The organism is Bacillus sp. FJAT-14266, from assembly GCF_001719225.1.
GTDB classification, from domain to species: domain Bacteria; phylum Bacillota; class Bacilli; order Bacillales; family Bacillaceae; genus Bacillus; species Bacillus subtilis.
Map to the genome: position 1 here is coordinate 1,154,585 of NZ_CP017072.1, position 26,171 is coordinate 1,180,755.

Here is a 26,171-nt window from a genome sequence, read left to right on the forward strand (position 1 = left end):
CTAATAAACAATTAAATTAAGAGGGTCTTTTGGATTAGAAAAAAACCCCTGAGAATCGTCTTCCCAGGGGAGAATGTTTTATCTTTTTCCTTTAATATAAGGCACGCCATTGGCTTTTGGCGCATCTGCCCGCCCGATAAAGCCGGTTAAAGCGAGAATCGTTAAGACATAAGGAGCCATCAGCATATACACATTTGGTATGTCTTTAAAAAGAGGGAGCAGCGATCCAATGATGCTTAAGCTTTGGGCGAATCCGAAAAACAGGGCGGCCCCCAGTGCTCCGATCGGATGCCATTTTCCGAATACAAGCGCTGCCAGGGCGATAAAGCCTTGCCCGGAGATGGTAGAGTGCGTGAAATCAAGCGCAATTGTAGAGGCATATACGCCGCCGCCGAGACCGCCGAACAATCCGCTGATCATCACGCCGATGTAGCGCATTTTATATACGTTGATTCCCATCGTATCGGCCGCCATCGGATGCTCTCCGACAGAACGGATACGAAGGCCGAACGGCGTTTTGAACAAGATAAACCAGGAAATAAAGGCAAGTGCTATTGCAAGAATAGACGTATAATAGACATCCGAAAAGAAGATCTTTCCCAAGACGGGAATATCGCCCAAACCGGGGATTTTCGTCTTATAAAAAGGCTCTGGAATTTTGTCTGTCTGCGCTTTGCCGTAGATCAGTTTGACGATAAATAAAGTTGCCCCAAGCGCCAGCATGTTAATGGCGACACCGCTGACTGTCTGGTCGGCGCGAAACGAAATCGCCGCTGCCGCGTGAATCAGTGAAAACAGGGCGCCTGCTGCCATGGCGGCAAGGAGCGAAAGCCAAGGTGCGGCGGCACCTAATTCCGGGCCAAAAAATAAATTAAATAGCACGCTGGTGAACGCCCCGATAATCATGAGGCCTTCTAAGCCGATATTCACCACACCTGATCTCTCGGAAAACACGCCGCCGAGAGCAGTTAAAATAAGCGGGGCCGCATAGACGAGTGTGGCAGGGACAACGATAGATAAAATCTGCACAATGTCCACTTAGTTCGCCCCCTTTTTCTTCAATTTGCCCATGACGAAACGAATCGCATAGCTTGAAGCCACAAACAGAATAATAATAGCAATCACAATATCAACGACCTCTGATGGAACGCCTGATTCAATCGGCATATTTAATGCGCCGATTTTCAGCCCGCCAAGCAGGCATGCTGCCAGTACAACGCCGATGGCTGTGTTTCCCCCGAGAAGAGCGACAGCGATACCGTCAAAGCCTACGCCAGTAAATGCGCCTTTCACTGCGGCGTATTCGAATGTTCCTAGCCCCTCCATGGCTCCGGCAAGGCCTGCAAAAGCGCCGGAGATAAGCATGGAGGTCATGATATTCTTCCGCACGCTCATGCCGGCATACTGGGAAGCGTGCTGGTTAAACCCGACCGCCCGGAGCTCAAATCCTTTTGTAGTTTTGTTGATGATAAACCACATGATAACTGCTGCGAGAAGGGCAACGATGATTCCCAAATGCAGCCGTGAGTAATCGGTGATCTGTTCAAGAAAAGGAGAGCGGAGGGAGGCGGATTCGTGAATTTTCCCCGTCTTGTCCTGATGATCTGTCAAGACGTTTGAAATGATGTAATTGGTCATGTGCAGCGCGATATAATTCATCATAATGGTGACAATGACTTCATGAACGTAAAATCGCGCTTTCAAAATGCCGGGAATAAACCCCCATAATCCTCCTGCAGCTGCCGCTGTAATCAATGCGAGCGGCAAGTGAATATATGCCGGTCCGTCAAACGCCGTACCGACCCAAACCGCTGCTGTCCAGCCGACGAGCAGCTGGCCCTCGACGCCGATATTAAAGAGTCCGGTTCGGAATGCAAAGGCGACAGCCAATCCAGATAAAATATAAGGCGTAATTTGCCGGATTGTTTCACCGACATAATAGATTTCTCCGAATATCCCATTCCACAAAGCCGAATATCCGCTGGCCACACTGTAGCCGCTCACAAGCATAATCAACGCGCCGGCCGCAAGACCAAGGATGATTGCGATGAGCGGCACGAGTAAATGAGAGAGTCGTTTAACCATTTGCTTTCCCCGCTTCCTTTTGCGTGCTTCCTGCCATCAAGAGACCAAGCTCCTGTTCAGTGGTGTCCTGCGGATTAACGCTGGCGATAATGCGTCCTTCAAAAATAACGGCGATTCTGTCACTGAGATTCATAATTTCTTCAAGCTCAAACGAGAGGAGAAGAACGGCTTTCCCGGCATCACGCTGCTCAATGAGCTTTTTATGGACAAATTCAATCGCTCCGACATCAAGGCCGCGAGTCGGCTGGGCGGCATTTAATAAATCAGGATTTCTGTCTACTTCCCGCCCGATAATCGCTTTTTGCTGGTTTCCGCCTGACAATGCCCGCGCGTGTGTATATTCATCCGGCGTTCTGACATCGTACTCGCTGATCAGGCTGCGTGCTTTTTTGTACATTTCGCCTTTATGTAAAACGCCCAATGCAGAATACGGCTTTTTGTAATAGCTTTGCAGCAGGATATTCTCTCCGATTGGAAAATCAAGGACGAGACCGTGTTTATGGCGATCCTGAGGAATATGCCCGATCCCGGATTCAGTGATTTTTCTTGGCGTCAGGTTTTGGATCTGTTTTCCGTTTAAGGTGATTGTTCCTGAATCTGTTTTGCGGAGTCCTGTCACCGCTTCGATCAGCTCTGATTGCCCGTTTCCGTCGACGCCTGCTATGCCGACTATTTCTCCCGCTTTGACAGAAAGAGACAAATCTCTGACTGTCTCTATTCCGCGGGTATCCTTTACAGTTATGCCGTCAATCGCAAGCACTTCCGCTCCCGGCTGAGCAGCTCTCTTTTCAGTTTTGAACGATACCTCGCGGCCGACCATTAGACTGGCGAGTTCGTCTTGGTTTGTATCACGGACATCAAGGGTTTTGATGCCTTTTCCTTTACGGATAACCGTAACGCGGTCACAAATCTCCATAATCTCTTTCAGCTTATGGGTGATTAAGATGATGGACTTCCCTTCTTTGACTAGGTTCTTCATAATTTGCATCAGTTCCTTAATTTCATGAGGCGTCAAAACAGCCGTCGGTTCATCAAAAATCAGAATATCGGCACCGCGGTAGAGGGTTTTTAATATTTCTGCGCGCTGCTGCATACCGACTGATATGTCAGCTGCTTTTGCTTCAGGATGGATCTGCAGGCCGTATCGATCGGAAATGTCCTGCACCTCTTGGCCAGCACGCTTCCGGTCAATTCTGCCAAACTTCTTTGGCTCCTTCCCGAGAATAATATTTTCAGCAACTGTAAAGGTGTCAACAAGCATAAAGTGCTGGTGCACCATTCCAATTCCAAGGTCATTCGCTTTGTTCGGGCTGTTGATGTGCACCTTCTCGCCGCGCACCCGAATCTCACCCCGCTCCGGCTGATACAGCCCGAAAAGGACATTCATCAATGTTGATTTCCCCGCTCCATTTTCACCGAGCAACGCGTGTATTTCGCCTTTTTTGACTTGAAGATTGATATTGTCATTGGCGACGATACCTGGAAACTCCTTGCGGATATTGAGCATTTCAATGACATATTCCATTGATTGACCGCTCCTTTATTTCAAAATAAAAGAAAACAAGGGATAAGGGCTCGACCTCCTTATCCCTGCGATTCTTATTCAGCTTTGAAGGTTTTCAGCTCTTTCTCAGTTGCCGGGACTTCCAATCCGTCGATGATTTTTTTCTTCCATTTATCGACCGCTTCGATCACATCATCCGATAGATTTTGTTTAGATGGAGAAATGCCGACTCCGTCTTGATCCAGCCCGTAGGTAAGTGTTTCGCCGCCCGGGAACTTTCCGTCACTCGCTTTTTTCGTTACATCTTCAACGACTGTATCTACTTTTTTCACCATGGAAGTGAGGGTGACGTTATCATCTGTTCCTTCTACCTGGCCTTCTGCGTATTGGTCTTTATCGACACCGATGACCCAGACATCGCGTTTTGGATCTTCTTTTTTCAGGTTTTTCGCTTCAGTAAAGACGCCTGTGCCAGTGGCGCCCGCAGAGTGATAAATAACATCTACGCCTGATTTATACATGCTTTCGGCGGTTGCTTTACCGACATCGGCTTTATCGAAACCCCCTGCGTATTTCACTTCTACAACGGCTTTAGGGTTAACTGCTTGCACGCCGGCACGGAAGCCGACCTCGAATTTTTTGATTAACTCTGATTCCATGCCGCCTACAAAGCCGATTTTTCCTGATTTGCTTGATAGGGCTGCGGCCACTCCGACGAGAAATGAGCCTTCCTGCTCTTTAAACGTAATACTTGCGACGTTGTCTTTATCGACAACAGCATCTATAATCGCAAAGTTTGTATTTTTGCGCTGGTCAGCAATTTCGCTGATTGAATCCTCCATTAAGTAGCCGACGCCGTAAATTAAGTCAAAATTCTCACGCGCCAATTTATTTAAGTTCGTTGTATAGTCTGCATCTGATTTGGATTGAAGATAGTCGTAACCGTTTTTGCCTTTTTTCAGCCCATTCTCTTTCCCAAAGGCTTGGATGCCTTCCCAGGCTGATTGGTTGAAGGATTTGTCATCCACTCCGCCTACGTCAGTAACCATCGCCACACTGAATTTGTTTTTGCCTTCGCCGGAGCCCCTGCTTTTTTCGCTGTTTCCGCATGCTCCTAATATGGTGCCTGCTGCGATCACAAGTGACATCGCCAATCCGATTTTTCGTTTATTCAAGATATAACCCCCCAGAAAAATTTGGTTCAAAGCTGATCCGGCCAGTCATGTGATGGGCTGTCCTGAACAATTTCTTAGAATCGATAAAATTTTCTGATAATAACAAATGGAATGCGCTGAGACAGTTCTATTCTTCCCTGAATAAGCGTGGTGTGAGTATTTCCTTCGAAAGGCGGGGAAGAGAAGGATGTGGAAGGCGTTCCGGGCGGAAAACCGTGACATCGTTTTCTGAAGTAAGACTTATGACTTAGTTTTTCGGGATCAACTAACCAATCATAATTTATCATTTAACTAATAAGAAATAAATAGAATTTCGCATAATTTTTTAAAAAGTATATATTTTTAGAATTGTTTGCTTAAAAATGTGAAAGGCCCTTTGTTATTCTTGTATAACTTATCAACAATAGAATCAAGCATCTTGGCAAGAGATATGACAGAAAAACGCACTGCTCAAAGCAAGCAGTGCGTTTTTCTTATAGATATTGCTTTATTCCGTTAAGGTTACTGTTGTTGACGTTGTACTGAAACACAGGTCTTCCGATCGTTCCGTACGCCATTTCTACATTCAGAACCTGTATATCTTCAAGAAACTTTAAGTATTTTCGTATGGATACTTGAGAGATTTCTGTGTGCTTTGCCAAGTCTTCTGTCGTAAAAGATTCATTTTCAAATGACTGGATACTGGACCAGATCAGCTTCAGCGTGCTTTTTGTCAGGCCTTTAGGAAGCTGCACTTTTTCTGTTGCTTCTTTCTTTTGAAAAAGCTCGGCGTCCAGTTCTTTTTGGCTCATGTTGCGATGGGTTGAATACACCTTTTGTTTTCGTCTGTAATCAGACAGAGCCGTTTGGAAACGTTCAAATTCAAACGGTTTGATTAAATAATCGACAGCTCCGTACCGAAGTGTTTTCTTGATTACGTCAAGCTCGCTGGCCGCTGAGATGACAATCACGTCAACCGCTTCATTTTGGGCTCTCAATTCCGTCAGCAGTTCCAGCCCGTTTTTTCCCGGCATATAAATATCAAGCAAAATGAGGTCGATATGGTGCTCGCCTAAAATATGCAGAGCGCTTTGAAAGGAAGAAGCGATGCCTTTCAGCTGAAAGCCATCTATTTGGCTTAAGTATCGTTTATTTAATTCACCCACCATGGGGTCATCTTCAACTATTAGTACATTAATCATGATTTTCCTCCTTCGGTTCGTACGGGATGCGAATACTGAATGTCGTTCCTTCATTCTTTTCGCTTGTGAGGATCATTTGGCCTTTTAAATTTTCGATGCTTTGCTGTGTGAAATAAAGGCCGAATCCCCGGTTTTTGCCCTTTGTTGAATAGCCTTGTTCAAATACTTTGGCTTGGTCTTCTTCAGACATGCCTGCTCCAGTATCGGTAATTTCAATGTCCAGTATGCTGTTATGGAAGCGCATGGACATGGTGATTTGTTTTTTCGGCATATCGGCAACGGCGTCTAAGCCATTGTTGATGAGATTTCCGATGATTGTAATAAGTTCATGGATGACAGAAGGGTCTGCCGCGTTCGGGATGACACCGTTGCATTCAATATCAAGATTTGCGCCCTGCTCACGTATAAAGCTTTGCTTTCCAAGCAGAAAACCGGCCAGTACGGAGCTTTTGACATCATTTATAATTTCACTTGTTTCTGATTTTTGCTGTATGGCTATATCTTTAATATAATCTCCAAGATCATCATACTCTTTCAGCTGGACGAGACCTAATATCACATGCAGTTTGTTCATAAATTCATGAGACTGCGCTCTCAGTGCGTTTGCATACATTTTAACACCGGAAAGCTGTTCAGCTAAATGTTTTACCTCGGTCTTGTCGCGGAATGTTGCAATCGCTCCGACAGTTTGTCCTTTCAGCTGGATAGGAACTTCATTAAACACAAGCTCCAGCCCGTTAATGCGGACGTCTCTGTCTTGAAGAGGTTTTTTTGTCTCAATGACCTTTTTCAAGCGGCTTTTCGGCAAGATGTAGTCTACATCCTGATCAATGGGATTTGTGTTGATGCCCATTTTGACGAATAGGCGTTTTGCTTCCGCGTTGGCAAGTTTAATTTTGCCATGTTCATCGACAGCGAGTATTCCTTCCTTCGTCGATTCCAGCATCGCGCTCCGTTCTTCAAGCAGAGTCGCAATTTCATAAGGTTCAAGTCCGTACATGATATTTTTCACTGTACGGGCGACGATAACGGCTCCGATCACACCGACGAAGATGCTGACGCAAATAATAAAGTAAAGCGGCCGTAAGCTATGGCTGATCACTTCATCAATTTCATTTACGGTGATGCCGACCGCGACTGCACCGACCTGTTTTCCATTCTCCGCGTAGACAGGGACGAACGCTCTCTGCGATTTCCCGAGCGTGCCAGAGGCTGTGCTGATATGGACATGCCCTTTTAATACCTCGGACTCATCACCGCCTCTGAATTTTTTTCCGATTTTGCTCGGGTCAGGATGAGTTTTGCGGATACCGTTCATATCCATGACGACAACAAATTCCGTGCCGGTAATTTTCTGAACCCGCTTTGTGTAGCTCTGCAGTTCCTTTTGTTTTTTTCCGCTTTCTAAAGCAGCGGCTGTCATCGGCGCTTCAGCTACCATTTCAGCAGTCTGCAGCGCAGTGGCCTTTTCCTGATCTCTAATTCGTTTGGTGGTTTGGGCACCGACTGTAAAAAACGTAATGAGCAATGCGATTAATACAACGATACAAACAAATATGGTGAGTCTGGTTTGCAGTTTTAATGTTTTTTTCATATAAAACTTCCTTACGTTTTATGATTCCTGCGTACTACTTTACTCTCAAAATGCTGCTTTGTGAAGATTTGGGCCCGTAATTCGTAAAAAGGAGAAAAAATGGAATAATTTATCTTGTCAATGTGTTTTAAGTCCTCCATAATAAATGAGGTAGATTATAGAAAGGGACTTTTTTATATGAAAAATACTTATTTGACAGGATATTTTCCGCTGATTGCGATCCTGCTTTTTAGTTCGTCCTTATCCATCTCAACTTCACTTTATGCGTTAAAGATGCTGTCTTCATTTGGAATGTATGATGGAATGCTCGATTATTTTTCAGAGAAAGGAATCAGGCTTGCGTTATTTGCTGCCTTTGCACTTTTATATTTTATGGTTCTGTCCGCTCTGAAATTAATTGCAAATACCGTGACCGAGCTGTCATTGCTGTTTTTTGCTAATGATCCGGAAGGGAACAACCTGAAAAAACTCAGAATGGGTTCCATGATTTATTTGGGCGGCGGGATTTTATCCTTTGTGCTCTTGCAAAATGTCATTTGGATTGTGATCTGGTTTGCGGTCGTCACGCTCGCTTACTTTGTGTTTACCGTATACCGGATTTATTCGACGCTTTCTCTCATGTCATTAGTTGGATTCATTCTATTGGAACTGCTGTTTTGGTTTACCTTTGTTATCGGTATTCTGTTCATATTTATCAAGCTTTATAATAGCATAATGGCTAGCTTACCTGTGTAAGCTAGCCATTTCAGCGTTTGGTGGTCAGATTTGCGCTTCGTGCTCTGTACGCAATAAAACGGCGGCTAGATTCTCAGGTTTCCGCCGTTTCACAACTTCAAAAGTTTTCAATCACGCTGAATAGATGACAAAATCCTAAAACGAAGCCGTTTTAGGATTTTGTCAACAATCTGTGATGGCTAGCTTCCTAGCCATTTTTTATTTACGGTAAAAATCTTTTTTTAATGGAAGGGGAGGGGAGCATACATTCATTTTTTTTGCCAAACCACTTATAGCGGTTTTTGGCAATGAAAGAATAGACCATATCTCTGACAGGCTTCGGCACTGCGAAAAAAAGGACGAAGAGCCGCCATGGGCCTCGCAGATGCCTGAAAACCTTAATGGCTGCAGTTGACTTTGTGTACACTTGGCCGTCTTCAATAAAGACAAAGCTGTCAAACCGATCAGTCGGAAGCCCGCTTTTTTTCAGCAGGCTCTGTCCTGTTTCCGACTGCAGCGATGTGAAAGAAATCAATCCGTCCGGATCACGTTTAATGATAAACTGCACGGCGCCATTGCATAAATTGCAGACACCGTCAAACAGCAAAACGCGATTTGGAATTTGTTCTGAAGTCACTCCATATCCCCTCCGATCCTTTAATAAGCCGCTTGCAGCGTTCCTTTCCAGATGGAAAGCTGAGGGCTGATGCTGTGAAGATATTCAACGCTGGTCGGTGTATCCTTTCCGACCCAGACACCCATTGTATACGTATCAGTCAGGCCGACAAACCACATATCGTGATAATCATTTGATGTTCCGGTTTTACCGCCGATGTAAGGCGCATTGAAATATGCTTTTTTCCCTGTTCCGCTTTTCACAACGGAAGACATCAGTTTTTTCAGCTGCATGTTCGTGCGGACGCTGAATATTTGAGTCGCTTTATCATTCCATTTATAAAGTGTTTTTCCTTTAAGGTCTGTCACCTTTGTAATCGCATGGCTCGGCGTATAGCTTCCGCTGTTTCCGAATGTCGTATAAGCCTTTGTCATCTCAAGAGGCGTCATGCCGTTTGTAAATCCGCCAAGTGCCGCCGGAAGAAGATAGTCACTGTCGACAAGTTTGGCAAAATGATACGGCTCAATATAACTGAATGCCTTTTGGATGCCGACGCGGTCGAGCATTCTAATAGCCGGGGTATTATATGAATTTTTAAACGCCGTATCAAGCGTCACTGTGCCGTAAGTGCGGTTATTGTAGTTTTGCGGACAGTAGTCTTTGCTGCAAAACTTGCTGGCATCAATGGTGCTGCTTGTTGTCGCGCCGGTCTGTTCAATATAAGGGCCGTAATCAAGAAGCGGCTTAATGGAAGACCCCGGCTGCCTGTACGCCTGGTAGGCGCGGTTAAAGTCATATTTTTGATAGTTTTTCCCGCCGGATAGAGCGATGATTTGATGCGTCTGGTGATTAATCACAGCCGCTCCGCCCTGTACGTCCGCATACGGGAGCTTGGAATTCATTTGTGCCACAACTTGATTTTGCATGTACGGATCAAGTGCAGTATAAATTTTCACGCCGTCTTTCATCAGAGTGCTGACTCTTGCGGACAGCTCGTTCTCGATCTTTTCTTTTTGTTTTCCTGATGCTTTTTGAAGGCGTTTATCAAAGCCTTCTGATTCAGACACCAGCTGAGTGAATTCATCATTGACGTAGGAAACGTAGTCAGGATATTTGTCTTCTCTTTTTTCAACATCCAGTTTGATTTTTTGTTTTACGGCTTTTTTCAGCTCTTTGTCCGTAATGACCCCGGCATCTTTTAGCCCTTTAAGCAAACGTTCTTGACGGCTTTTCGTGTAGTCAAAATGCTTGAGAGGATCATATAATGTAGGGTTATTAGGTATAGCACAGATAAAAGCCATTTCTCCCACTGTGAGAGATTTCAGCGGTTTGCTGAAATAGAATTGAGCTGCTGAACCGACGCCATAAACACCATTGTTAAAATAAATGGTATTTAAGTAAGCTGCAAGAATTTCATTTTTCGTATATTTTTTCTCCAGCTGATAGGAATACGCGAGCTCTGTCAGCTTGCGGCTGAAGGAGCGTTCGTGGCTCAAATATAAGTTTCTTGAAAGCTGCTGTGTGATGGTGCTGGCACCCTGGTCAATTTTCTTGTCTTTTACGTTAGAAGCAGTAGCCCGCACCATTCCCATAAAGTCAAAGCCTTTATGCTCGTAAAAATGGCGGTCCTCAGATGTTAAGAAAATCTGTTTGACTTCCTCGGGAATCTTGTTAAATGGAACGAGCACACGGTTTTCGTGGTCGCTGACGATTTCCGAGACAAGGGAGCCGTCCCTGTCATACATGTAGCTGTTCTGAACAAGGCTGATATCTTTCAGATTAATATTTTTATCAAGCACCTGATCCAGGGACTTCATTTGTTTTACTTCTTTTCCGGAAGCGATAACTGTAAATGCAAACAATGGGATTATGCAAAGGAGCAAAATCCATCCGATTATTTTTCGTAACATGGTCACTCTCTTTTCTCCTAAATTCTAGCCATATCGTACCATTCTTTTGAGATTACGAGAAGGTTAAATTTAGAAGATTCCTCAGTTTTTTCTCGGAATCAGCTTGCTTTGGCATAAGAATCTTTCCGAAGTTTCTGCATGATCCAAAGCATGCAGGCGCCGGCGAAAAAGAGAAACGCTGTGACGTAAAAGGTGGCCGAAATGGTAAAGTGGCTCGATATGATTCCGCCGAGCAGAGGCCCGAGCACGTTTCCTAAAAAGCGAAAGCTGACATTGTAGCCGAGAACTTCACCTTGAATGCTGCCGGGAGCCTGAACGCGGATCGCTGCCGTAATGCATGGCAGCAAACCGCCCATCGCCATTCCGAATAAAAATCTGAAAACAAGGAGCACGCTGAGTGAGGACGCGAGCGCCTGCGGAATAAAAAAGAAAGAGGCGGCGAGCAAAAGTCCGATTAAAATGCGGCGGTGGCCGTAGCGGTCGCCCAGATCACCCCATTTTCTAGCCAGCAGCAAACTTCCGAGCCCCGTTGCTGAAAATGCCATGCCGGAGAAAAAGGCAAGATTGACAGGTCCGTGCAGCTCATTTACATATAAAGCGAGCAGGGGCTGGATACTGAAATTGCCTGTTTGAATCAGCATGGTTAACAGCATCATGACCCACAGCGCCGGCTGGTGAAAAATATAGGAGAGCACTTCTTTTCTCGAGTAAGACGTACGTTTGGCTGTTTTCTCTGCAAGAGGCTTTTCTTTGACACCAAATAACACGAGAAGAACAGACGAGAAAATCACAAAGGATGTGATAAAAAAGGTATACGTAAAGCCGAAATGATCAGCAAGCATGCCTCCCAAAAGCGGGCCGAACAAGCTTCCGGACACTTGCCCCATTTGCAGCGTGCCAAGTGTTTTGCCGGCTGAGCTCTTCGGAGTCTGTGCCGAAATCATCGCAAGAGAAGTCGGGATGAATCCGGTTACAAGACCCATTGCCATACGCAGAAAAAACAATTGGTACACCGATGTAACAAAGCCCATGAAGAAAATGCTGAGGGCAATGCCCGTTCCGGTTGCCATAAGGATTTTCTTGTATCCGCGTTTGTCTCCGAACCGTCCCCAAAACGGGGATACCAAAAACGCCATGAGAAATGTAATGCCGAACACATAGCCGCTCCACCTTTGCACAAAGCCGTTTGAAAAAGAGCTGAGCGTCTCAATGTATAAGGAGAGAAAAGGAACGATCATCGTTGTGCTAGCGGAGACAAAAAAGTTCGCCAGCCACACAATGACAAAGTTTTTCTTACGGATAGAAATAACATCACCTTCTTATTATTTCGGGTTCCTTACTAATTATAAAGAAACGATTCACAATTTAAAAGAAACGAAGCGGCTGGGAAAATTCATTATTTTTAGAAAATGAAGAAATGTCGAGAAGGGGAATTGATATACTATAAAGATAGCATTTTCTGATCGGAGGAAAGGCAGGTGTAAAAAGGTGACGACAAACAGCTTACTCATTATTGATTTCGAATTTACAATGCCCGATGGAAAGTACAGTCCTCAAAACTTCTTCCCGGAAATCATTGAAGCCGGAATTGTAAAGTCGATTGATGATGAAGTGGTTGAGACGTTTTCTAGCTATGTTAGACCGAAAAAGTTCCCGAAGCTTACGAAACGCTGCAAATCATTTTTAAAAATAACCCAAAAACAGGTAGACGAAGGAATGAGATTCGAGGATTTCATCCGTAAACTAAACGAGCTGGATCCTGAGAAAAACAGCACAATTATTACGTGGGGAAACATGGATATGAAAGTGCTGAAGCAAAACTGTATGTTTAACCATATCCCTTTCCCGTTTAAGGGAGAAATGAGAGATTTATCGCTTGAATACAAAAACTTTTTTGGAGACCGGACATTGACGGGTTTATGGAAAGCTGCCGAAGAGTATGGAGATTCCGGAACCGGCACCCATCATAAAGCGCTTGATGATGCTCTTACAGCATATAAACTTTTTAAGCTTGTTGAGCAGGATAAGCAGTATCTCGAAAAGCCAAAACCGCCCACAATCGGCGAGAGAATCGATTTAACCGAACTGTTGAAGCGCGCGACGTAAAAAACCCAATCTTTTGTCAGACTGGGTTATGGCCGGTTAAAATATTCTTTTTCTAAAATGTTCAGATTATGAAGGGAGCGCTTTGCCCACTCCGAACCATCCTCATTCAATTTGGCTCTCAGCTGTGCTGCCGCCTCCCGCAGAGATTTTGTATAATCCGGCACTTCACCATCATAAGGCTTCACCATATGGTGGGGGATATTGGTCTGTTCACCATATGCAAGCGCTTTTCTCTCATGAAAAAATGGCACATCCGCCTGTTTTGGATGATGAAGGTCTCCTTGAGCGGGATGGGTAAGAACCGCTTTCACTTTCACTAAATAGTGCTGCGGCCTGCAAGCCGTGATTTCTCCTATGTATACACCTGTTTTGTAAAATCCTTTAACGATAGAGCCTGTTTCAAACGTGCTCATCTGTCATCACCTCGCATTTATTCTATTAAAGTTCCAATCGATTTGCTAGTGAGGAAGATCAGCGGGAAGCTTAATGGTCACCGTAGTGCCTTTTTGGAAGCTGCTGTTAAATGAAATGGTCCCGTGATGATGTTCAATAATGGAAAAGGTTACGGTGAGGCCGAGTCCCGTTCCGTTCGTTTTTAAGGAATAATAAGGTTCGCCGAGTTTTTGCATTTGATGGTCTGTCATCCCGACCCCATTGTCTGTGATGTTGATCATGATCGTATGGCCGTTTCTTTTGGCTGATATGTGGATCATCCCCTTACCGTGAGGAACCGCTTCAATACTGTTTTTCATCAGGTTGATGACAGCCTGCTTCAGCTTTGTTGCGTCTCCGTATATCAAAAGGTCCGGTTCTGTTTCAGCCTCGACGGTTACTGACTTGTAATTGGCGTACGACACCATAAGGGAGCTTGTCTCTTTGATAAGGGCAGATAGGTCAAAAACCTCTTTTTCGTATAATTGCTGTTTGGCCATATCGAGATAGTTTGTAATAATGCCTTGCGCCCGGTCAAGCTCTGACAGTACAAGCTTTTTGTAATCTGCACTCGACTTGTTTTGTAAGGTTTCATCATTAAAAAGCAGCTGGACAAACCCGCGGACAACTGTCAGCGGATTCCTGACCTCATGAGCGACGCTCGCTGCCAGTTCACTCACAATCGTCATTTTTTCAGAATGGATAAGCTGTGAGCGCAGGGCGATATTTTCGGCGATGCTTTCGATAATATAGATGCTTAATAGAAGAACACTGGAGCGGAAAAGCCCTGAGACTGCCGCCTCGTAAACGAAAATTCCTGATTTTTGAAAATTTAAAATATTCAAGGCGGAAAGAATCCAGCTTGAGGCGAAAAATAGGAAAATCTCCACGCAGCTGATCAATAAAGACAGCAGCAGTTTTTTCGCTTTGGACATGAATGGCCATTTTTTCTGAAATAAGATTGGGATAATGATAAGAAAAGGCAGCAAAGTGAAAACAAACATTGCGGAAGGTTCGTAAAAAAGCAGTTCAAAACATAGGACAGATGCGGCGACTGTAAGTCCGGAAGCGGTACTAATGTAAAATAAACAAATGATAACGGGAATCATCTGAAGGCCGTATTGTATGTAGTCCATTTCATGAATCGGGAAAATAATGCATAAAACGGAGGCGCCGCAGGCGAAGAGCGTGACTAAACCGCTGTTTATTTTTGGCACAAGAATCGCAGGTTTTCCAAGCCAAAACACTTGGTAAAGAAGAATAGGAAACAAAATAAAGCAGATGTGCAGAAGATAGTCTTTTAGAATTTCCATTCGTGTGAAATCCTTTCGTATAAAATATGAATCTATTATAACACTAAATATTAGAAGTAAAATATAAAATTCCTTTATTAAGAACGCCTTTACAAATGAAGACGTAAAGGCGTTTAACAGCTATATTTACGATAATGCGGCTTTGATGCGGCGCAGGCCGTCCTGCAGGGTTGCAAGAGAGCATCCTGCGTTCAGGCGCATAAATCCTTCTCCGCCAGGCCCGTATTTCGTCCCGGGCTCTAAAATAACTTTTCCTTTTTTTAGCATTCTTTGCTGAAGCTCTGCATCGGACAAGCCGTAAGCGCTGAAGTCGAGCCAAATCAAGTATGATGCATCCGGCTTCATCATTTTGACCTTTGGCAGCTCGGTGCTCAAAAAGGCTTCCGCTTCGTTCATGTTTCTCTCAATGTAAGAGATCAATCCATCAAGCCACGGTCCCCCTTTTGAATACGCGGCTTCGATTGCAGTGACGGCAAACGCGTTCAGTCCGCCTAAACCATTGCGCTGAAGGCTTGCGGAAAACTTGGCGCGCTTCAGGCGATCCGGAATAATGATTGCTGAAGCCTGCAATCCGGCGATATTAAATGTTTTGCTTGGAGCAGCACATGTCACAGAAATATCAGCGAAATCGTCAGAGAGCGAAGCGAACGGCGTGTGTATGTGTCCGTACAGCATTAAATCAGAATGGATTTCATCCGATACAACTGTGACGCCATGCTCAAGGCACAATTCGCCTAGCTTCAGTAAGTCTTCCCGGCCCCATGAACGCCCAGAAGGGTTATGAGGATTGCATAAAATAAACAATGTAACACTTGGGTCACTAAGCTTCGTCTCCAAATCTTCAAAATCCATTGCATATGCGCCGTCTTTTTCTAGCAGCGGATTATGTAAAATGTGCCGGCCGTTTTTCTCCACCATATGGTAAAAAGGCGTATAAACTGGAGGCTGAACAACTACTTGATCGCCCGGCTCCGTAAAAGCTTGTACCGCCATGCTCAAAGCCGTTACAACGCCGGGGCTGAATGTGATGCTTTCCGGATTCACCTTCCAGCCGTGCCTGTTTTGCATCCATCCGCACACAGCATCCCTCGTTTTTTGATCTGGAGTTGTATAACCAAAAATACCATGGTCAAGACGCTCTTTTAACGCTTCAGTTATCGCTTCTGGCGCGCGAAAATCCATATCCGCCACCCACATCGGGAGTGCGTCTGTCACGCCAAATAATTCGCCTGTTTTGTCCCATTTGACCGATTGGGTGCCAAGGCGTTCTTCTCGTTTATCAAAGTTCATTCTGTTACCCCCTCATGTATGTTTATTCTTCTAAGCTTCACTATGATAAGATAGAACTGCAAATTTTATTATAAGCGGTGATGAATATGGAAGAAAGTCAAGCGGTCAGGGAAATGATTAAGATCATTGCCAAATGGGACCCGTTTAAATATGGAGAAGAGTTTTACGAAACGGAGGCTGTTGATGTCGTGCAGGCAGTCTATGATGAAGACGATCCTGACGTGCTGGCGAAAAGCATTCAGCAAATATTTGAAACTTCTTTTGAACAAACGCTGCCGATCGACAGCTGCCGGGAAGTGGCTGGCCAGCTTTTATTCATTAAAAACAGCAGCTCCTGCACGCCTTAAAAAAACCGGTTCAGCACCGGTTTTTTTAATTGATAAAATCAGCAATGTGTTCAGAAACAAGTTCAGGCCGTTCTTCAGGCACCAGATGTCCGGTCTGGCCAAGTGAGTACAGCACGGAATTAGGCAAATCTGCGTGCAGCCGTTTACCGATCTCCATTGGGACAATTCGATCCTCCTCGCCCCAAATCAATAGAGCAGGCTTGTTCATTTTCTTCAATTGCTCGGGTTCTAAATCTCCTTCTCTGTGGCGGATAAACCTTGTCATGGCTTTGAAAATCTGCTCGTCCTGAAACGGTCTGCCATAGCCGTCAATCATCTCCTCATCAATCAGCGATTTGTCATGCACCACATTTAATAAATTTTTCATCACGCCTTCTTTCGAGAGCCAGCGTTTGATATAAAGATGAAAATACGGGATATGGGTCCCGAAAATGATCGTCGGGTGTGAACGTTTTAAATACCCTGAACTGCAAAGCAGCACAACCTTTGAAAAAAGCTCAGGTTTTTGGAGAGCAGCAGACAGCGATATCTGCCCGCCCATAGAATGCCCGACAAGCACAGCCTGTTTCACTTGCAAGTGCTCCAAAATCCCAATGACAAGCTTAGCAAGGTTTTGATAGGTATAGATAAACGTTCTTGATTTTTCAGATTGGCCGAAAGGAGGCAAATCAAGCGCGATGATGTCGTACTTGTCCCGAAGGAGAGGAATTACTTTTCTGAAGCTGAATGCAGATGATAAAAAACCGTGTACGCAAACCAGCGTTTGCCTGCCGGGATTTTGATAATGTTCGTAGTATACATTGACTCCATCGACCGTAAACCGCCTTATTGGTGAAACCGCCTCCATTCTGTGTCACTCCCTTTTTTTGATGGTTGTATTATGCCCTGAAATTGTAAATTCTAGCGGAAGTTTCTCCTCGTTTTTTCTTAGCATTCGTCAAAAAACGTGATATAATGTCATGAGATTTCTTGACATTGCAAAGGTGTGAATCAAATGAAACTGACAGAAAAAGAAACAGAAATATTAGAAATTTTAGACGAAAACAGCCGCGCCGATTTAGAAACAATCGCAAAGATGGCGGGCATCCCTGTAAATGAAGTAAAAACAATTATTGACAAACTGGAAAAAGAAAAGGTTATTATCGATTATTCCGCTATGATTGATTGGCGAAAAGTAGACGGACATGAGGGCGTTACGGCCATGATCGACGTCAAAGTAACGCCGAAGCGGGGCGTCGGTTTTGATGAAGTGGCGGAACGGATTTACCGATTCCAAGAGGTTGAATCAGTTTACCTGATGTCAGGCGTATACGATTTGTCTGTCGTGATTCGCGGCAATTCGATGTCTGACGTAGCGCGTTTTGTTTCGGATAAACTCTCAACGCTTGATTCAGTTGTATCTACGACAACCCATTTTATCCTGAAAAAATACAAGCATGACGGCAAAGTGTTTGAAACAGGAGACGACGACAAAAGAATCGTGGTGTCACCGTAAATGACTTCGTATTTATCAGACTATGTACAACAAATAAAACCATCCGGCATCCGCAAATTCTTTGATTTGGCGGCAACGATGGAAGGCGTCATTTCTTTAGGCGTCGGCGAGCCTGATTTTGTTACCGCGTGGAATGTCCGCGAAGCAAGCATTCTCTCTCTTGAACAAGGATATACGTCATACACGGCCAATGCGGGTTTATACTCATTGCGGGAGGAAATCAGCCGTTATTTGAGCAACAGGTTTGATCTTAGCTACTCGCCAGATAATGAGCTGATTGTGACAGTGGGGGCAAGTCAGGCTTTGGATATTGCGATCCGCGCCATTGTGAATCCAGGTGAGGAAGTCATCATTCCTGAGCCGTGTTTTGTGGCGTATGATGCGCTTGTTTCTTTGGCAGGCGGTATCCCGGTTCACGTTCATACAACGGCAGACAAAGGATTTAAAGCAACGGCTGCTGATTTTGAAGCGGCAGTCACTGAAAAAACAAAGGCTATTCTCATCTGCTCACCATCGAATCCGACAGGTTCGGTTTATTCGAAGGAAGAGCTGAATGAGATTGCTGAGTTTGCCAAAAAACATGATGTCATCGTCTTAGCCGACGAGATCTACGCGGAGCTGACATATGATGAGGAATTTACAAGTATAGCGGCATTACCGGGAATGAAGGAACGGACGGTAGTCATCTCAGGCTTTTCAAAAGCATTTGCAATGACGGGCTGGAGGCTCGGTTTTGCCGCGGCACCATCCTTGCTTCGGGATGCCATGCTTAAAATTCATCAGTATGCGATGATGTGCGCGCCCGCAATGGCGCAGTTTGCCGCCCTTGAAGGCCTGAAGAACGGCATGGAAGACGTAGAAAATATGAAAAAAAGCTATCGAAGAAGACGGAATCTGTTTGTAGAATCGCTCAATGAAATCGGTCTCAGCTGTCATCATCCGGGCGGCGCTTTCTATGCTTTTCCATCTATTAAAAGCACGGGAATGAGTTCAGAACAGTTTGCCGAGGAGCTACTGACGCAGGAAAAAGTGGCAGTTGTTCCTGGAAGTGTGTTTGGTCCGAGCGGTGAGGGATATATCCGTTGTTCATACGCAACCTCGATTGAACAGCTTCAAGAAGCGTTAGTCAGAATGAAACGCTTCCTGCACAAAACAACATAAAAAAAGATACGAACCTTTTGTTCGCATCCAATAAAAGGGGGGAATACTAGAAAGCCTTTGGTATTTTCAGTTTACCCCCTTTTTGCTGTGTATAAACCTGATTTTTTATGAAAAAGTTTTCTTTGCGGAAATAAGACATGTGTGATATAATTTTAAATTGCGTATAAACAGATATTTAATTTAACTTAGGAGTTGTTATGAATGGCAGCAAAATTTGAAGTGGGCAGTGTTTACACTGGTAAAGTTACAGGATTACAAGCGTATGGTGCGTTTGTTGCATTAGATGAAGAAACTCAAGGTTTAGTACACATTTCTGAAGTGACTCACGGTTTCGTAAAAGATATCAACGAGCACCTTTCAGTTGGCGACGAAGTACAAGTAAAAGTACTTGCTGTTGATGAAGAAAAAGGCAAAATCAGCCTTTCAATTCGTGCGACACAAGCTGCGCCTGAGAAAAAAGAAAGCAAACCAAGAAAACCTAAAGCTGCTCAAGTAAGCGAAGAAGCTTCTACACCACAAGGTTTCAACACATTAAAAGATAAGCTTGAAGAGTGGATCGAAATGTCCAACCGCAAAGACCTTATCAAAAAATAAGCATGAAAAAAAGCACCGGACAGGAATGTTCGGTGCTTTTGATTTCATGCAAAATCCTATTTCAGCGTGATTGATATCCTATCGCATTTCAGGATTTGCTGCTTCTTCACGTGATCTTTCCTCGTTTGGCTTAAATAGCAGACCGAGGTTGATTAAGCCGGCGATTCCGACAAGTCCGTAAATGATTCGGGAAAGAGCTGACCCTTGGCCGCCGAAGATAGCCGCTACTAAGTCAAATTGGAAAAATCCGATCAGTCCCCAGTTAATGGCGCCAATGATGGTTAATACAAGACAAATTCTTTGAATGGTACTCATGTTTTGCAACCTCCTCCATGAATTATTAAAACAGTTATAGATTGTGACATATTGGAGAATCTATACATGCATTCTCCATATGAGGGAAGCTGGCCTGCCCTCGCTTATATCAGCTTCTTTCCCAGCAACTTGCAAAATAAAACCATCTGGTATGCTGATCGGTGAGAGCTGATTGCTTTACATGTGGTGAGGACATTCTGCATAATAAAAAATCTAAGGAGGAGATGTCATGCAAAACTTTACATACTGGAATCCGACCAAATTAATTTTCGGGCGCGGCGAAGTGGAAAGACTTCCGGAGGAACTCAAACCTTACGGAAAAAACGTATTACTTGTGTACGGAGGCGGCAGCATTAAACGCAGCGGCCTGTATGATCAAGTGATTGAACAGCTGAATAAAGCCGGAGCGACCGTGCATGAATTAGCAGGTGTGGAACCGAATCCTCGTGTGTCGACTGTTAATAAAGGTGTTGCCATCTGTAAAGAACAAAACATTGATTTCTTGCTGGCTGTCGGAGGCGGAAGCGTAATCGACTGTACAAAAGCGATTGCCGCAGGAGCAAAGTATGATGGTGATGCGTGGGATATCGTTACGAAAAAGCATCAGCCAAAAGATGCTTTGCCATTCGGAACGGTATTGACTCTCGCTGCGACTGGTTCAGAAATGAACTCAGGATCTGTTATTACAAACTGGGAAACAAAGGAAAAATATGGCTGGGGCAGCCCGCTCGTATTCCCTAAATTCTCGATTCTTGATCCGGTGAATACATTCACAGTACCTAAAAACCATACGATCTACGGGATGGTTGACATGATGAGCCACGTATTCGAACAATACTTCCATCATGTATCAAACACGCCGTATCAGGACCGCATGTGTGAATCACTTCTGCGTACAGTCATTGAAACAGCGCCTAAGCTGATTAATGATCTCGAAAATTACGAATTGCGTGAGACGATCCTGTACACAGGAACAATCGCATTAAACGGCATGCTTTCTATGGGGGCAAGAGGGGATTGGGCTACTCATAATATTGAACATGCAGTATCAGCCGTTTATGATATTCCGCATGCCGGCGGACTGGCGATTCTGTTCCCGAACTGGATGAGACACACATTGTCTGAAAACCCTGCCCGCATGAAACAGCTTGCAGTTCGCGTGTTTGATGTTGAAGAAGCAGGTAAAACGGATGAAGAAATTGCCCTTGAAGGTATCGATAAGCTGTCCGCATTCTGGACAAGCCTTGGCGCTCCGAACCGTCTTGCTGATTATGATATTAATGATGAGCAGCTTGACACAATTGCTGACAAGGCAATGGCTAACGGTACATTCGGCCAATTTAAATCACTCAACAAAGAAGATGTGCTGTCAATTTTGAAAGCATCTCTATAAAAAAGGGGAAATAGCCGTTTGGCTGCTTCCCTTTTTCTTTTTGTCAACTTATGTTACAATGGAAAATCTGTTTTTTACCAGCATCATTTGGAGGTTTTACTATGGAAAATTTCACTTATTATAATCCGACAAAGCTGATTTTTGGAAAAGGTCAGCTTGATCAATTAAGAAAAGAATTCAAACAATACGGCAAGAATGTACTGCTTGTTTACGGGGGCGGCAGCATTAAACGCAACGGCCTTTATGATCAAGTCACAGGCATTTTAAAAGAAGAGGGCGCTGTTGTTCATGAGCTGTCAGGTGTAGAGCCGAACCCGCGTCTTGCAACAGTGGAAAAAGGCATAGGACTTTGCAGAGAGCATGACATTGATTTTCTGCTTGCTGTCGGCGGAGGCAGTGTGATTGACTGTACAAAGGCAATCGCAGCTGGCGTCAAATACGATGGCGACGCTTGGGATATTTTCAGCAAAAAAGTAACAGCGGAGGATGCGCTGCCGTTTGGCACTGTTTTAACTCTTGCTGCAACAGGGTCTGAAATGAACCCAGATTCCGTGATTACAAACTGGGAAACAAACGAGAAATTTGTATGGGGCAGCAATGTCACTCATCCGCGTTTCTCTATTTTAGACCCTGAAAATACGTTCACCGTTCCAGAAAATCAAACAGTATACGGCATGGTTGACATGATGAGCCACGTATTCGAACAATATTTCCATAATGTTGAAAACACGCCGCTTCAGGATAGAATGTGCTTTGCTGTTTTGCAGACGGTCATCGAAACAGCTCCTAAGCTTCTTGAAGATCTGGAAAACTACGAGCTTCGTGAAACGATTTTGTATGCTGGTACAATCGCTTTAAACGGCACGCTCCAAATGGGCTACTTTGGTGACTGGGCTTCTCATACAATGGAACACGCCGTTTCAGCTGTGTATGATATTCCGCACGCGGGCGGTTTGGCGATACTGTTCCCAAACTGGATGAGATATACGCTTGATACAAATGTAGGCCGCTTCAAAAACCTCATGCTCAACATGTTTGACATTGATACTGAAGGCAAAACAGATAAAGAAATTGCGCTTGAAGGAATCAATAAACTGTCTGCGTTCTGGACAAGCCTCGGTGCGCCTTCTCGTCTTGCTGATTACAATATTGGAGAAGAAAAGCTTGAACTGATTGCTGATATCGCAGCCAAGGAAATGGAACACGGGGGCTTCGGCAACTTCCAAAAACTGAACAAAGATGACGTGCTTGCCATCCTTCGCGCGTCTCTATAAACCCAAAGGGCGGAATCCAGTCATTCCGCCCTTTCTTCTTGACTTGATTTCACAGATAAGTTCATATAAAGTGAAAGATGAAAACATTATACCGTTATGGAGGGACAAGCAATGACGCATGTACGCTTTGACTACTCAAAAGCGTTGACTTTCTTCAACGAACATGAACTTACATACCTGCGGGACTTTGTAAAAACAGCACACCATAATATCCATGAGAAAACAGGCGCGGGCAGCGATTTTCTAGGCTGGGTGGACCTCCCTGAACATTATGATAAAGAAGAATTCGCGCGCATCAAAAAAAGCGCGGAAAAAATCAAATCTGACTCTGATGTCTTGCTTGTTGTCGGCATCGGCGGTTCTTATCTTGGAGCGCGGGCAGCGATTGAAGCGCTGAATCACGCGTTTTATAACACTTTGCCAAAAGCAAAACGCGGCAATCCGCAAGTCATTTTTATCGGGAACAACATCAGTTCATCTTATATGAGAGACGTCATGGATCTTCTTGAAGATGTTGACTTCTCTATTAATGTGATTTCTAAATCAGGTACGACAACTGAACCTGCAATCGCTTTCCGTATTTTCCGCAAGCTTCTTGAAGAGAAATACGGTAAAGAAGAAGCGAAAGCGCGGATTTATGCAACAACTGATAAAGAGCGCGGCGCATTAAAAACGCTTTCTAACGAAGAAGGCTTTGAATCATTCGTAATTCCTGACGATGTCGGCGGCCGTTATTCAGTTTTAACAGCTGTAGGTCTCTTGCCGATTGCTGTCAGCGGCGTCAACATTGACGACATGATGAAAGGCGCCCTGGATGCGAGCAAAGATTTTGCAACATCTGAACTGGAAGATAACCCAGCATACCAATATGCGGTTGTTCGCAATGTCCTTTATAATAAGGGCAAAACAATTGAAATGCTCATCAACTACGAACCGGCGCTTCAATACTTTGCGGAATGGTGGAAGCAGCTGTTCGGAGAAAGCGAAGGGAAAGATGAGAAGGGCATTTATCCTTCTTCAGCGAACTATTCAACAGACCTTCATTCTTTAGGCCAGTATGTACAAGAAGGCCGCAGAGATTTATTCGAAACGGTCCTGAACGTAGAGAAGCCTAAACATGAACTGACAATTGAGGAAGCGGATAACGATCTTGACGGCTTGAACTATTTAGCCGGTAAAACTGTTGATTTCGTTAACAAAAAAGCATTCCAAGGTACAATGCTTGCCCATACAGACGGAAATGTTCCGAACTTAATCGTTAACATTCCTGAGCTGAATGCATATACTTTTGGATACCTTGTATATTTCTTCGAAAAAGCCTGCGCGATGAGCGGTTACCTCCTTGGCGTCAATCCGTTTGACCAGCCTGGTGTAGAAGCGTATAAAGTCAATATGTTTGCGTTACTCGGCAAACCTGGCTTTGAAGAGAAAAAAGCAGAGCTTGAAAAACGTCTGGAAGATTAATGTGAGAAAGCTGACTGGCATTTGCCGGTCGGCTTTTTATAAAATCAGAAAGGTGCTGATGTTCATGAAACAATTGGTTAAACATCTCATCATTGCCGGTTTTTCTGCAGCTATTTTAAGTTTCCTTATCTCCTTTGATGCCGTGTATACAGAGTTTTCTTCAAGCTTTGGCGGCACGCTGTCACATTTTTTCATCCACTCCTTTCTTCTCATTGGTTTGCCGCTTGCCCTTTTTACCGATGCGGTACATCGGATTTTGCATTTAAAACGAACCCATACTCTTTTCACTAAATTAGGACTCTATGCAACGGTTGTTTATGTGTCTTGGGATTCAGCTGTATGGCTTGCAGCGGCAATGGCTGTTTACTTCTTAATTGAATGCGCTTTCTTTCCTGTTGGCCGCGCGAAAGAAACAACGATTTCCATGTAGGCGCCTCTGAATGAAGTCTTGTTCGGCGGGACAGGATAAGTGAAAAAAGGGGCATTCTGATGATACCAATACCTTCCGCGATAGATGGGCAGTCTTTTCTGCTTCAAGAACTGGAACAAGTGATGAAGCCGCTCGGTTATGTGATAAACGGCGGCTGGGAATACGATCATGGCTACTTTGATTATAAAATTGATGATAGAGACGGCTATTTATTTTTAAGAATTCCCGTCAATGCGGTACAGGGCAGTCTCGATGAACGAGGGGCGGCCGTCCGGATCGGAACGCCATTTATGCTGAGACAGGTGTTTCAGGCGGATGTTGACGATCACGCCGAGGGAGGGCCTTTCCAATCACTGTTTAATCAATTTTCCGAACCGGAAAGGCGGGACGCGGAAATTGATCCGGCATTTTTGGATATCGGCGCCTCTCTCGTGAAAGAATTGGAGGATGTTCTGTTACACTAGATGGCAAGGAATTGATCTGTTTCGAGCACCTTGTATGTAAGAGGAGGGGAAAGCATCGGCCCCTCCTTTTTTTGTATGCCTATAATTGTTGTGTTGTGATCAAGGAAATAGAGAACACAGGTTTTGTAAGCCGCTCCCTTTAGTTCGTCAGGAACAGCAAGAAGCTCCACATGCTGATCAAGTGTCAGCTTGATTCCGTTCTGCTGTTTAGACGGCCGTAACTTGACTTGGTAATGCTGCAGCATCGCCCGGCTGATAAATTCTGAAGTTCCGATGATTTGGTTTGCGCCTGCCCGTTCCGCATTGGTGACAAAACGGTCAGTTAAAATCTCGACGATGCAGTAAGCAAGGGGATTAAGACCTTTAACAGATAAAAGAGTCAGCACTGACAGCATATCAGCATCAGTTTCACTTTTATACTGATCGGCAGTAATCATCACTGATTCCGCTTCAGTAATATTGGCCCGTTTCAGTGTCCCATCATCGGCAGCGTGCCCGCGTATGAAATGAACGTTTTCAATAAGCGGGCCTTCTGTTAAGGATTCATCGATTAGTACGACTGTTTTGGAAGGGGCGGCAAGCTGAAGGTCCTTCAAAAGCCGGTTTGTTTTTTCATTCCACCCGATCAGAATGATGTGGTCCCGGCCTTTGTAAGCAACTTTTCCTTCAATGTAGCGATGCTGTCTGCTGAATGCGGCCGCTGATAACGTAGCGAAATACGCTGTGACAAAGCTTGCTCCGCTCAAAATCAGCAGTATTCCGGCTGCCTGTCCCAGCGGAGTGTGCGGCACATAGTCTCCATAACCGACTGTAGAAACCGTAACGACAGCCCACCAAATACCTTCGAATACCGAAGTGAACTGCTTAGGCTCAAGTATATAAATGATTTGGCCGAACAAAAGAATCAGACATAAAATAATAACCCCGATTCGGATAAATAACGGCCACCTGAGCCATGAAATAAATATCCGATTTGATTTCATTCTTTTTCTCCTTCTTCAGATACTGAGATGGATAAAATCTGTTTAATAATTGTATTTAATTTCTCATTTAGCTTTTCCTGGCCGTACATATCTCGGGCCTGCTTCATTAACTCGGCTGTATCATCATCAAGCTGAATAAGCGGTTCATCAATTTCCGATTCATTATACAGCTGGATAAACGCGTCCAGTCCTTCATTCATTCGGTCGATTGCTGTGCTCAGCTGTTCCTTTTCCTCACTCGTCACTTTCATAGCTTCCATCACACCCGTGCTTTTTTCTAACAGTATGTCCCACTTCCGGTGATGTTTTTCAAAAAATGTACAAAACATAT

At 44.4% G+C, this 26,171-nt stretch carries 28 protein-coding genes; 12 read left to right on the forward strand and 16 right to left on the reverse strand.

The features are described from left to right. Positions 1–78: 78 nt before the first annotated feature. The 6 genes from nupQ to maeL form a co-directional block, all read right to left on the reverse strand. Positions 79–1,038 carry a guanosine ABC transporter permease NupQ gene (gene nupQ, locus BGM23_RS05960; protein WP_046663919.1) on the reverse strand — a complete coding sequence of 320 codons (960 nt, stop codon included), beginning with the start codon at positions 1,036–1,038 and terminating at the stop codon, positions 79–81. Further along, positions 1,039–2,085 carry a guanosine ABC transporter permease NupP gene (gene nupP / locus BGM23_RS05965; RefSeq protein WP_029318495.1) on the reverse strand — a complete coding sequence of 349 codons (1,047 nt, stop codon included), beginning with the start codon at positions 2,083–2,085 and terminating at the stop codon, positions 1,039–1,041. It abuts the gene before it with no gap. Next, the gene (nupO, locus tag BGM23_RS05970) at positions 2,078–3,610 is read right to left on the reverse strand and encodes a guanosine ABC transporter ATP-binding protein NupO (protein ID WP_046663918.1); all 1,533 of its coding nucleotides are present in this window, start codon (positions 3,608–3,610) and stop codon (positions 2,078–2,080) included. The genes nupP and nupO overlap by 8 nt, the downstream gene beginning before the upstream one ends. A 74-nt stretch (positions 3,611–3,684) precedes the next feature. Further along, positions 3,685–4,764 (reverse strand): guanosine ABC transporter substrate-binding protein NupN, encoded by a 1,080-nt coding sequence (nupN, locus tag BGM23_RS05975; RefSeq protein WP_046663917.1) that lies wholly within the window; start codon positions 4,762–4,764, stop codon positions 3,685–3,687. A gap of 473 nt (positions 4,765–5,237) precedes the next feature. Next, the gene (gene maeM, locus BGM23_RS05980) at positions 5,238–5,945 is read right to left on the reverse strand and encodes a two-component system response regulator MaeM (protein ID WP_014477821.1); all 708 of its coding nucleotides are present in this window, start codon (positions 5,943–5,945) and stop codon (positions 5,238–5,240) included. Continuing rightward, positions 5,938–7,539: a two-component system sensor histidine kinase MaeL gene (gene maeL / locus BGM23_RS05985; RefSeq protein ID WP_029725862.1), complete on the reverse strand. Its 1,602-nt coding sequence runs from the start codon at positions 7,537–7,539 to the stop codon at positions 5,938–5,940. The genes maeM and maeL overlap by 8 nt, the downstream gene beginning before the upstream one ends. A gap of 177 nt (positions 7,540–7,716) precedes the next feature. On the opposite strand from maeL, the gene BGM23_RS05990 reads away from it, so the two are divergent. Beyond that, positions 7,717–8,274, forward strand: a complete 558-nt coding sequence (locus tag BGM23_RS05990) for a YufK family protein (protein ID WP_003228837.1) — start codon at positions 7,717–7,719, stop codon at positions 8,272–8,274. A gap of 202 nt (positions 8,275–8,476) precedes the next feature. Here the strand turns inward: BGM23_RS05990 and BGM23_RS05995 are convergent, their stop codons facing one another. The 3 genes from BGM23_RS05995 to BGM23_RS06005 all read right to left on the reverse strand — a co-directional run bounded on the left by BGM23_RS05995 (position 8,477) and on the right by BGM23_RS06005 (position 12,086). After that, positions 8,477–8,890 carry a thiol-disulfide oxidoreductase DCC family protein gene (locus BGM23_RS05995; protein ID WP_003228839.1) on the reverse strand — a complete coding sequence of 138 codons (414 nt, stop codon included), beginning with the start codon at positions 8,888–8,890 and terminating at the stop codon, positions 8,477–8,479. Between the two features lie 20 nt (positions 8,891–8,910). Next, positions 8,911–10,785 carry a transglycosylase domain-containing protein gene (locus tag BGM23_RS06000; RefSeq protein WP_072692756.1) on the reverse strand — a complete coding sequence of 625 codons (1,875 nt, stop codon included), beginning with the start codon at positions 10,783–10,785 and terminating at the stop codon, positions 8,911–8,913. Positions 10,786–10,877: 92 nt separating this feature from the next. Then, a complete protein-coding gene (locus BGM23_RS06005) occupies positions 10,878–12,086 on the reverse strand; it encodes a multidrug efflux MFS transporter (protein WP_224913148.1) in 1,209 nt (402 codons plus the stop codon). On the opposite strand from BGM23_RS06005, the gene BGM23_RS22090 reads away from it, so the two are divergent. Further along, positions 11,989–12,192, forward strand: coding sequence for a hypothetical protein (locus BGM23_RS22090; protein WP_003243502.1), 204 nt, complete (start codon positions 11,989–11,991; stop codon positions 12,190–12,192). The two genes, BGM23_RS06005 and BGM23_RS22090, sit on opposite strands and share 98 nt — an antisense overlap. Before the next feature lie 75 nt (positions 12,193–12,267). Continuing rightward, positions 12,268–12,885 (forward strand): 3'-5' exonuclease KapD, encoded by a 618-nt coding sequence (kapD, locus tag BGM23_RS06015; protein WP_003228846.1) that lies wholly within the window; start codon positions 12,268–12,270, stop codon positions 12,883–12,885. Between the two features lie 26 nt (positions 12,886–12,911). Here kapD and kapB read toward each other — a convergent pair whose 3' ends face one another. The 3 genes from kapB to patB all read right to left on the reverse strand — a co-directional run bounded on the left by kapB (position 12,912) and on the right by patB (position 15,920). Continuing rightward, a complete protein-coding gene (kapB, locus tag BGM23_RS06020; protein WP_029725859.1) occupies positions 12,912–13,298 on the reverse strand; it encodes a kinase-associated lipoprotein KapB in 387 nt (128 codons plus the stop codon). Between the two features lie 45 nt (positions 13,299–13,343). Further along, positions 13,344–14,630 carry a sporulation sensor histidine kinase KinB gene (kinB, locus tag BGM23_RS06025; RefSeq protein ID WP_003228853.1) on the reverse strand — a complete coding sequence of 429 codons (1,287 nt, stop codon included), beginning with the start codon at positions 14,628–14,630 and terminating at the stop codon, positions 13,344–13,346. 126 nt (positions 14,631–14,756) lie between these two features. Beyond that, positions 14,757–15,920 (reverse strand): cystathionine beta-lyase PatB, encoded by a 1,164-nt coding sequence (gene patB / locus BGM23_RS06030; protein ID WP_029725858.1) that lies wholly within the window; start codon positions 15,918–15,920, stop codon positions 14,757–14,759. An 86-nt stretch (positions 15,921–16,006) separates the two neighbouring features. On the opposite strand from patB, the gene BGM23_RS06035 reads away from it, so the two are divergent. After that, on the forward strand, positions 16,007–16,267 hold the full coding sequence (locus BGM23_RS06035; protein WP_014480684.1) for a YugE family protein: 261 nt from the start codon (positions 16,007–16,009) through the stop codon (positions 16,265–16,267). A 25-nt stretch (positions 16,268–16,292) separates the two neighbouring features. Here BGM23_RS06035 and BGM23_RS06040 read toward each other — a convergent pair whose 3' ends face one another. After that, on the reverse strand, positions 16,293–17,114 hold the full coding sequence (locus BGM23_RS06040) for an alpha/beta fold hydrolase (protein ID WP_014480683.1): 822 nt from the start codon (positions 17,112–17,114) through the stop codon (positions 16,293–16,295). 147 nt (positions 17,115–17,261) lie between these two features. On the opposite strand from BGM23_RS06040, the gene BGM23_RS06045 reads away from it, so the two are divergent. The 3 genes from BGM23_RS06045 (at position 17,262) to yugI (ending at position 19,517) form a co-directional block, all read left to right on the forward strand. Then, positions 17,262–17,762 (forward strand): Lrp/AsnC family transcriptional regulator, encoded by a 501-nt coding sequence (locus tag BGM23_RS06045; RefSeq protein WP_009968070.1) that lies wholly within the window; start codon positions 17,262–17,264, stop codon positions 17,760–17,762. Beyond that, entirely contained in the window at positions 17,763–18,923 is a 1,161-nt protein-coding gene (locus tag BGM23_RS06050; protein WP_029725857.1) for an aminotransferase, read from the forward strand. A gap of 201 nt (positions 18,924–19,124) precedes the next feature. Further along, complete coding sequence (yugI, locus tag BGM23_RS06055) at positions 19,125–19,517, forward strand: S1 domain-containing post-transcriptional regulator GSP13 (protein WP_003228864.1); 393 nt, start codon at positions 19,125–19,127, stop codon at positions 19,515–19,517. Positions 19,518–19,595: 78 nt separating this feature from the next. Here yugI and BGM23_RS06060 read toward each other — a convergent pair whose 3' ends face one another. Then, on the reverse strand, positions 19,596–19,832 hold the full coding sequence (locus BGM23_RS06060) for a DUF378 domain-containing protein (protein WP_003220771.1): 237 nt from the start codon (positions 19,830–19,832) through the stop codon (positions 19,596–19,598). Between the two features lie 229 nt (positions 19,833–20,061). Here BGM23_RS06060 and BGM23_RS06065 point away from each other — a divergent pair, with 229 nt between their 5' ends. From BGM23_RS06065 to BGM23_RS06085, 5 genes are all read left to right on the forward strand, one after another. Further along, a complete protein-coding gene (locus BGM23_RS06065; protein ID WP_003228869.1) occupies positions 20,062–21,225 on the forward strand; it encodes an iron-containing alcohol dehydrogenase in 1,164 nt (387 codons plus the stop codon). 101 nt (positions 21,226–21,326) lie between these two features. Beyond that, on the forward strand, positions 21,327–22,499 hold the full coding sequence (locus BGM23_RS06070) for an iron-containing alcohol dehydrogenase (protein WP_029725856.1): 1,173 nt from the start codon (positions 21,327–21,329) through the stop codon (positions 22,497–22,499). 111 nt (positions 22,500–22,610) lie between these two features. Then, positions 22,611–23,963, forward strand: coding sequence for a glucose-6-phosphate isomerase (locus tag BGM23_RS06075; protein ID WP_003243401.1), 1,353 nt, complete (start codon positions 22,611–22,613; stop codon positions 23,961–23,963). 58 nt (positions 23,964–24,021) lie between these two features. Then, complete coding sequence (locus tag BGM23_RS06080) at positions 24,022–24,393, forward strand: hypothetical protein (RefSeq protein ID WP_082359942.1); 372 nt, start codon at positions 24,022–24,024, stop codon at positions 24,391–24,393. Positions 24,394–24,452: 59 nt separating this feature from the next. After that, positions 24,453–24,857 (forward strand): YugN-like family protein, encoded by a 405-nt coding sequence (locus BGM23_RS06085; protein WP_003228878.1) that lies wholly within the window; start codon positions 24,453–24,455, stop codon positions 24,855–24,857. Here BGM23_RS06085 and kbfO read toward each other — a convergent pair. Both kbfO and mstX read right to left on the reverse strand, forming a co-directional pair. Then, positions 24,854–25,840 (reverse strand): potassium channel protein KbfO, encoded by a 987-nt coding sequence (gene kbfO / locus BGM23_RS06090; protein ID WP_003242502.1) that lies wholly within the window; start codon positions 25,838–25,840, stop codon positions 24,854–24,856. The genes BGM23_RS06085 and kbfO overlap by 4 nt on opposite strands. After that, positions 25,837–26,169 (reverse strand): biofilm formation protein MstX, encoded by a 333-nt coding sequence (gene mstX, locus BGM23_RS06095; RefSeq protein WP_003228886.1) that lies wholly within the window; start codon positions 26,167–26,169, stop codon positions 25,837–25,839. The genes kbfO and mstX overlap by 4 nt, the downstream gene beginning before the upstream one ends. Positions 26,170–26,171: the final 2 nt, after the last annotated feature.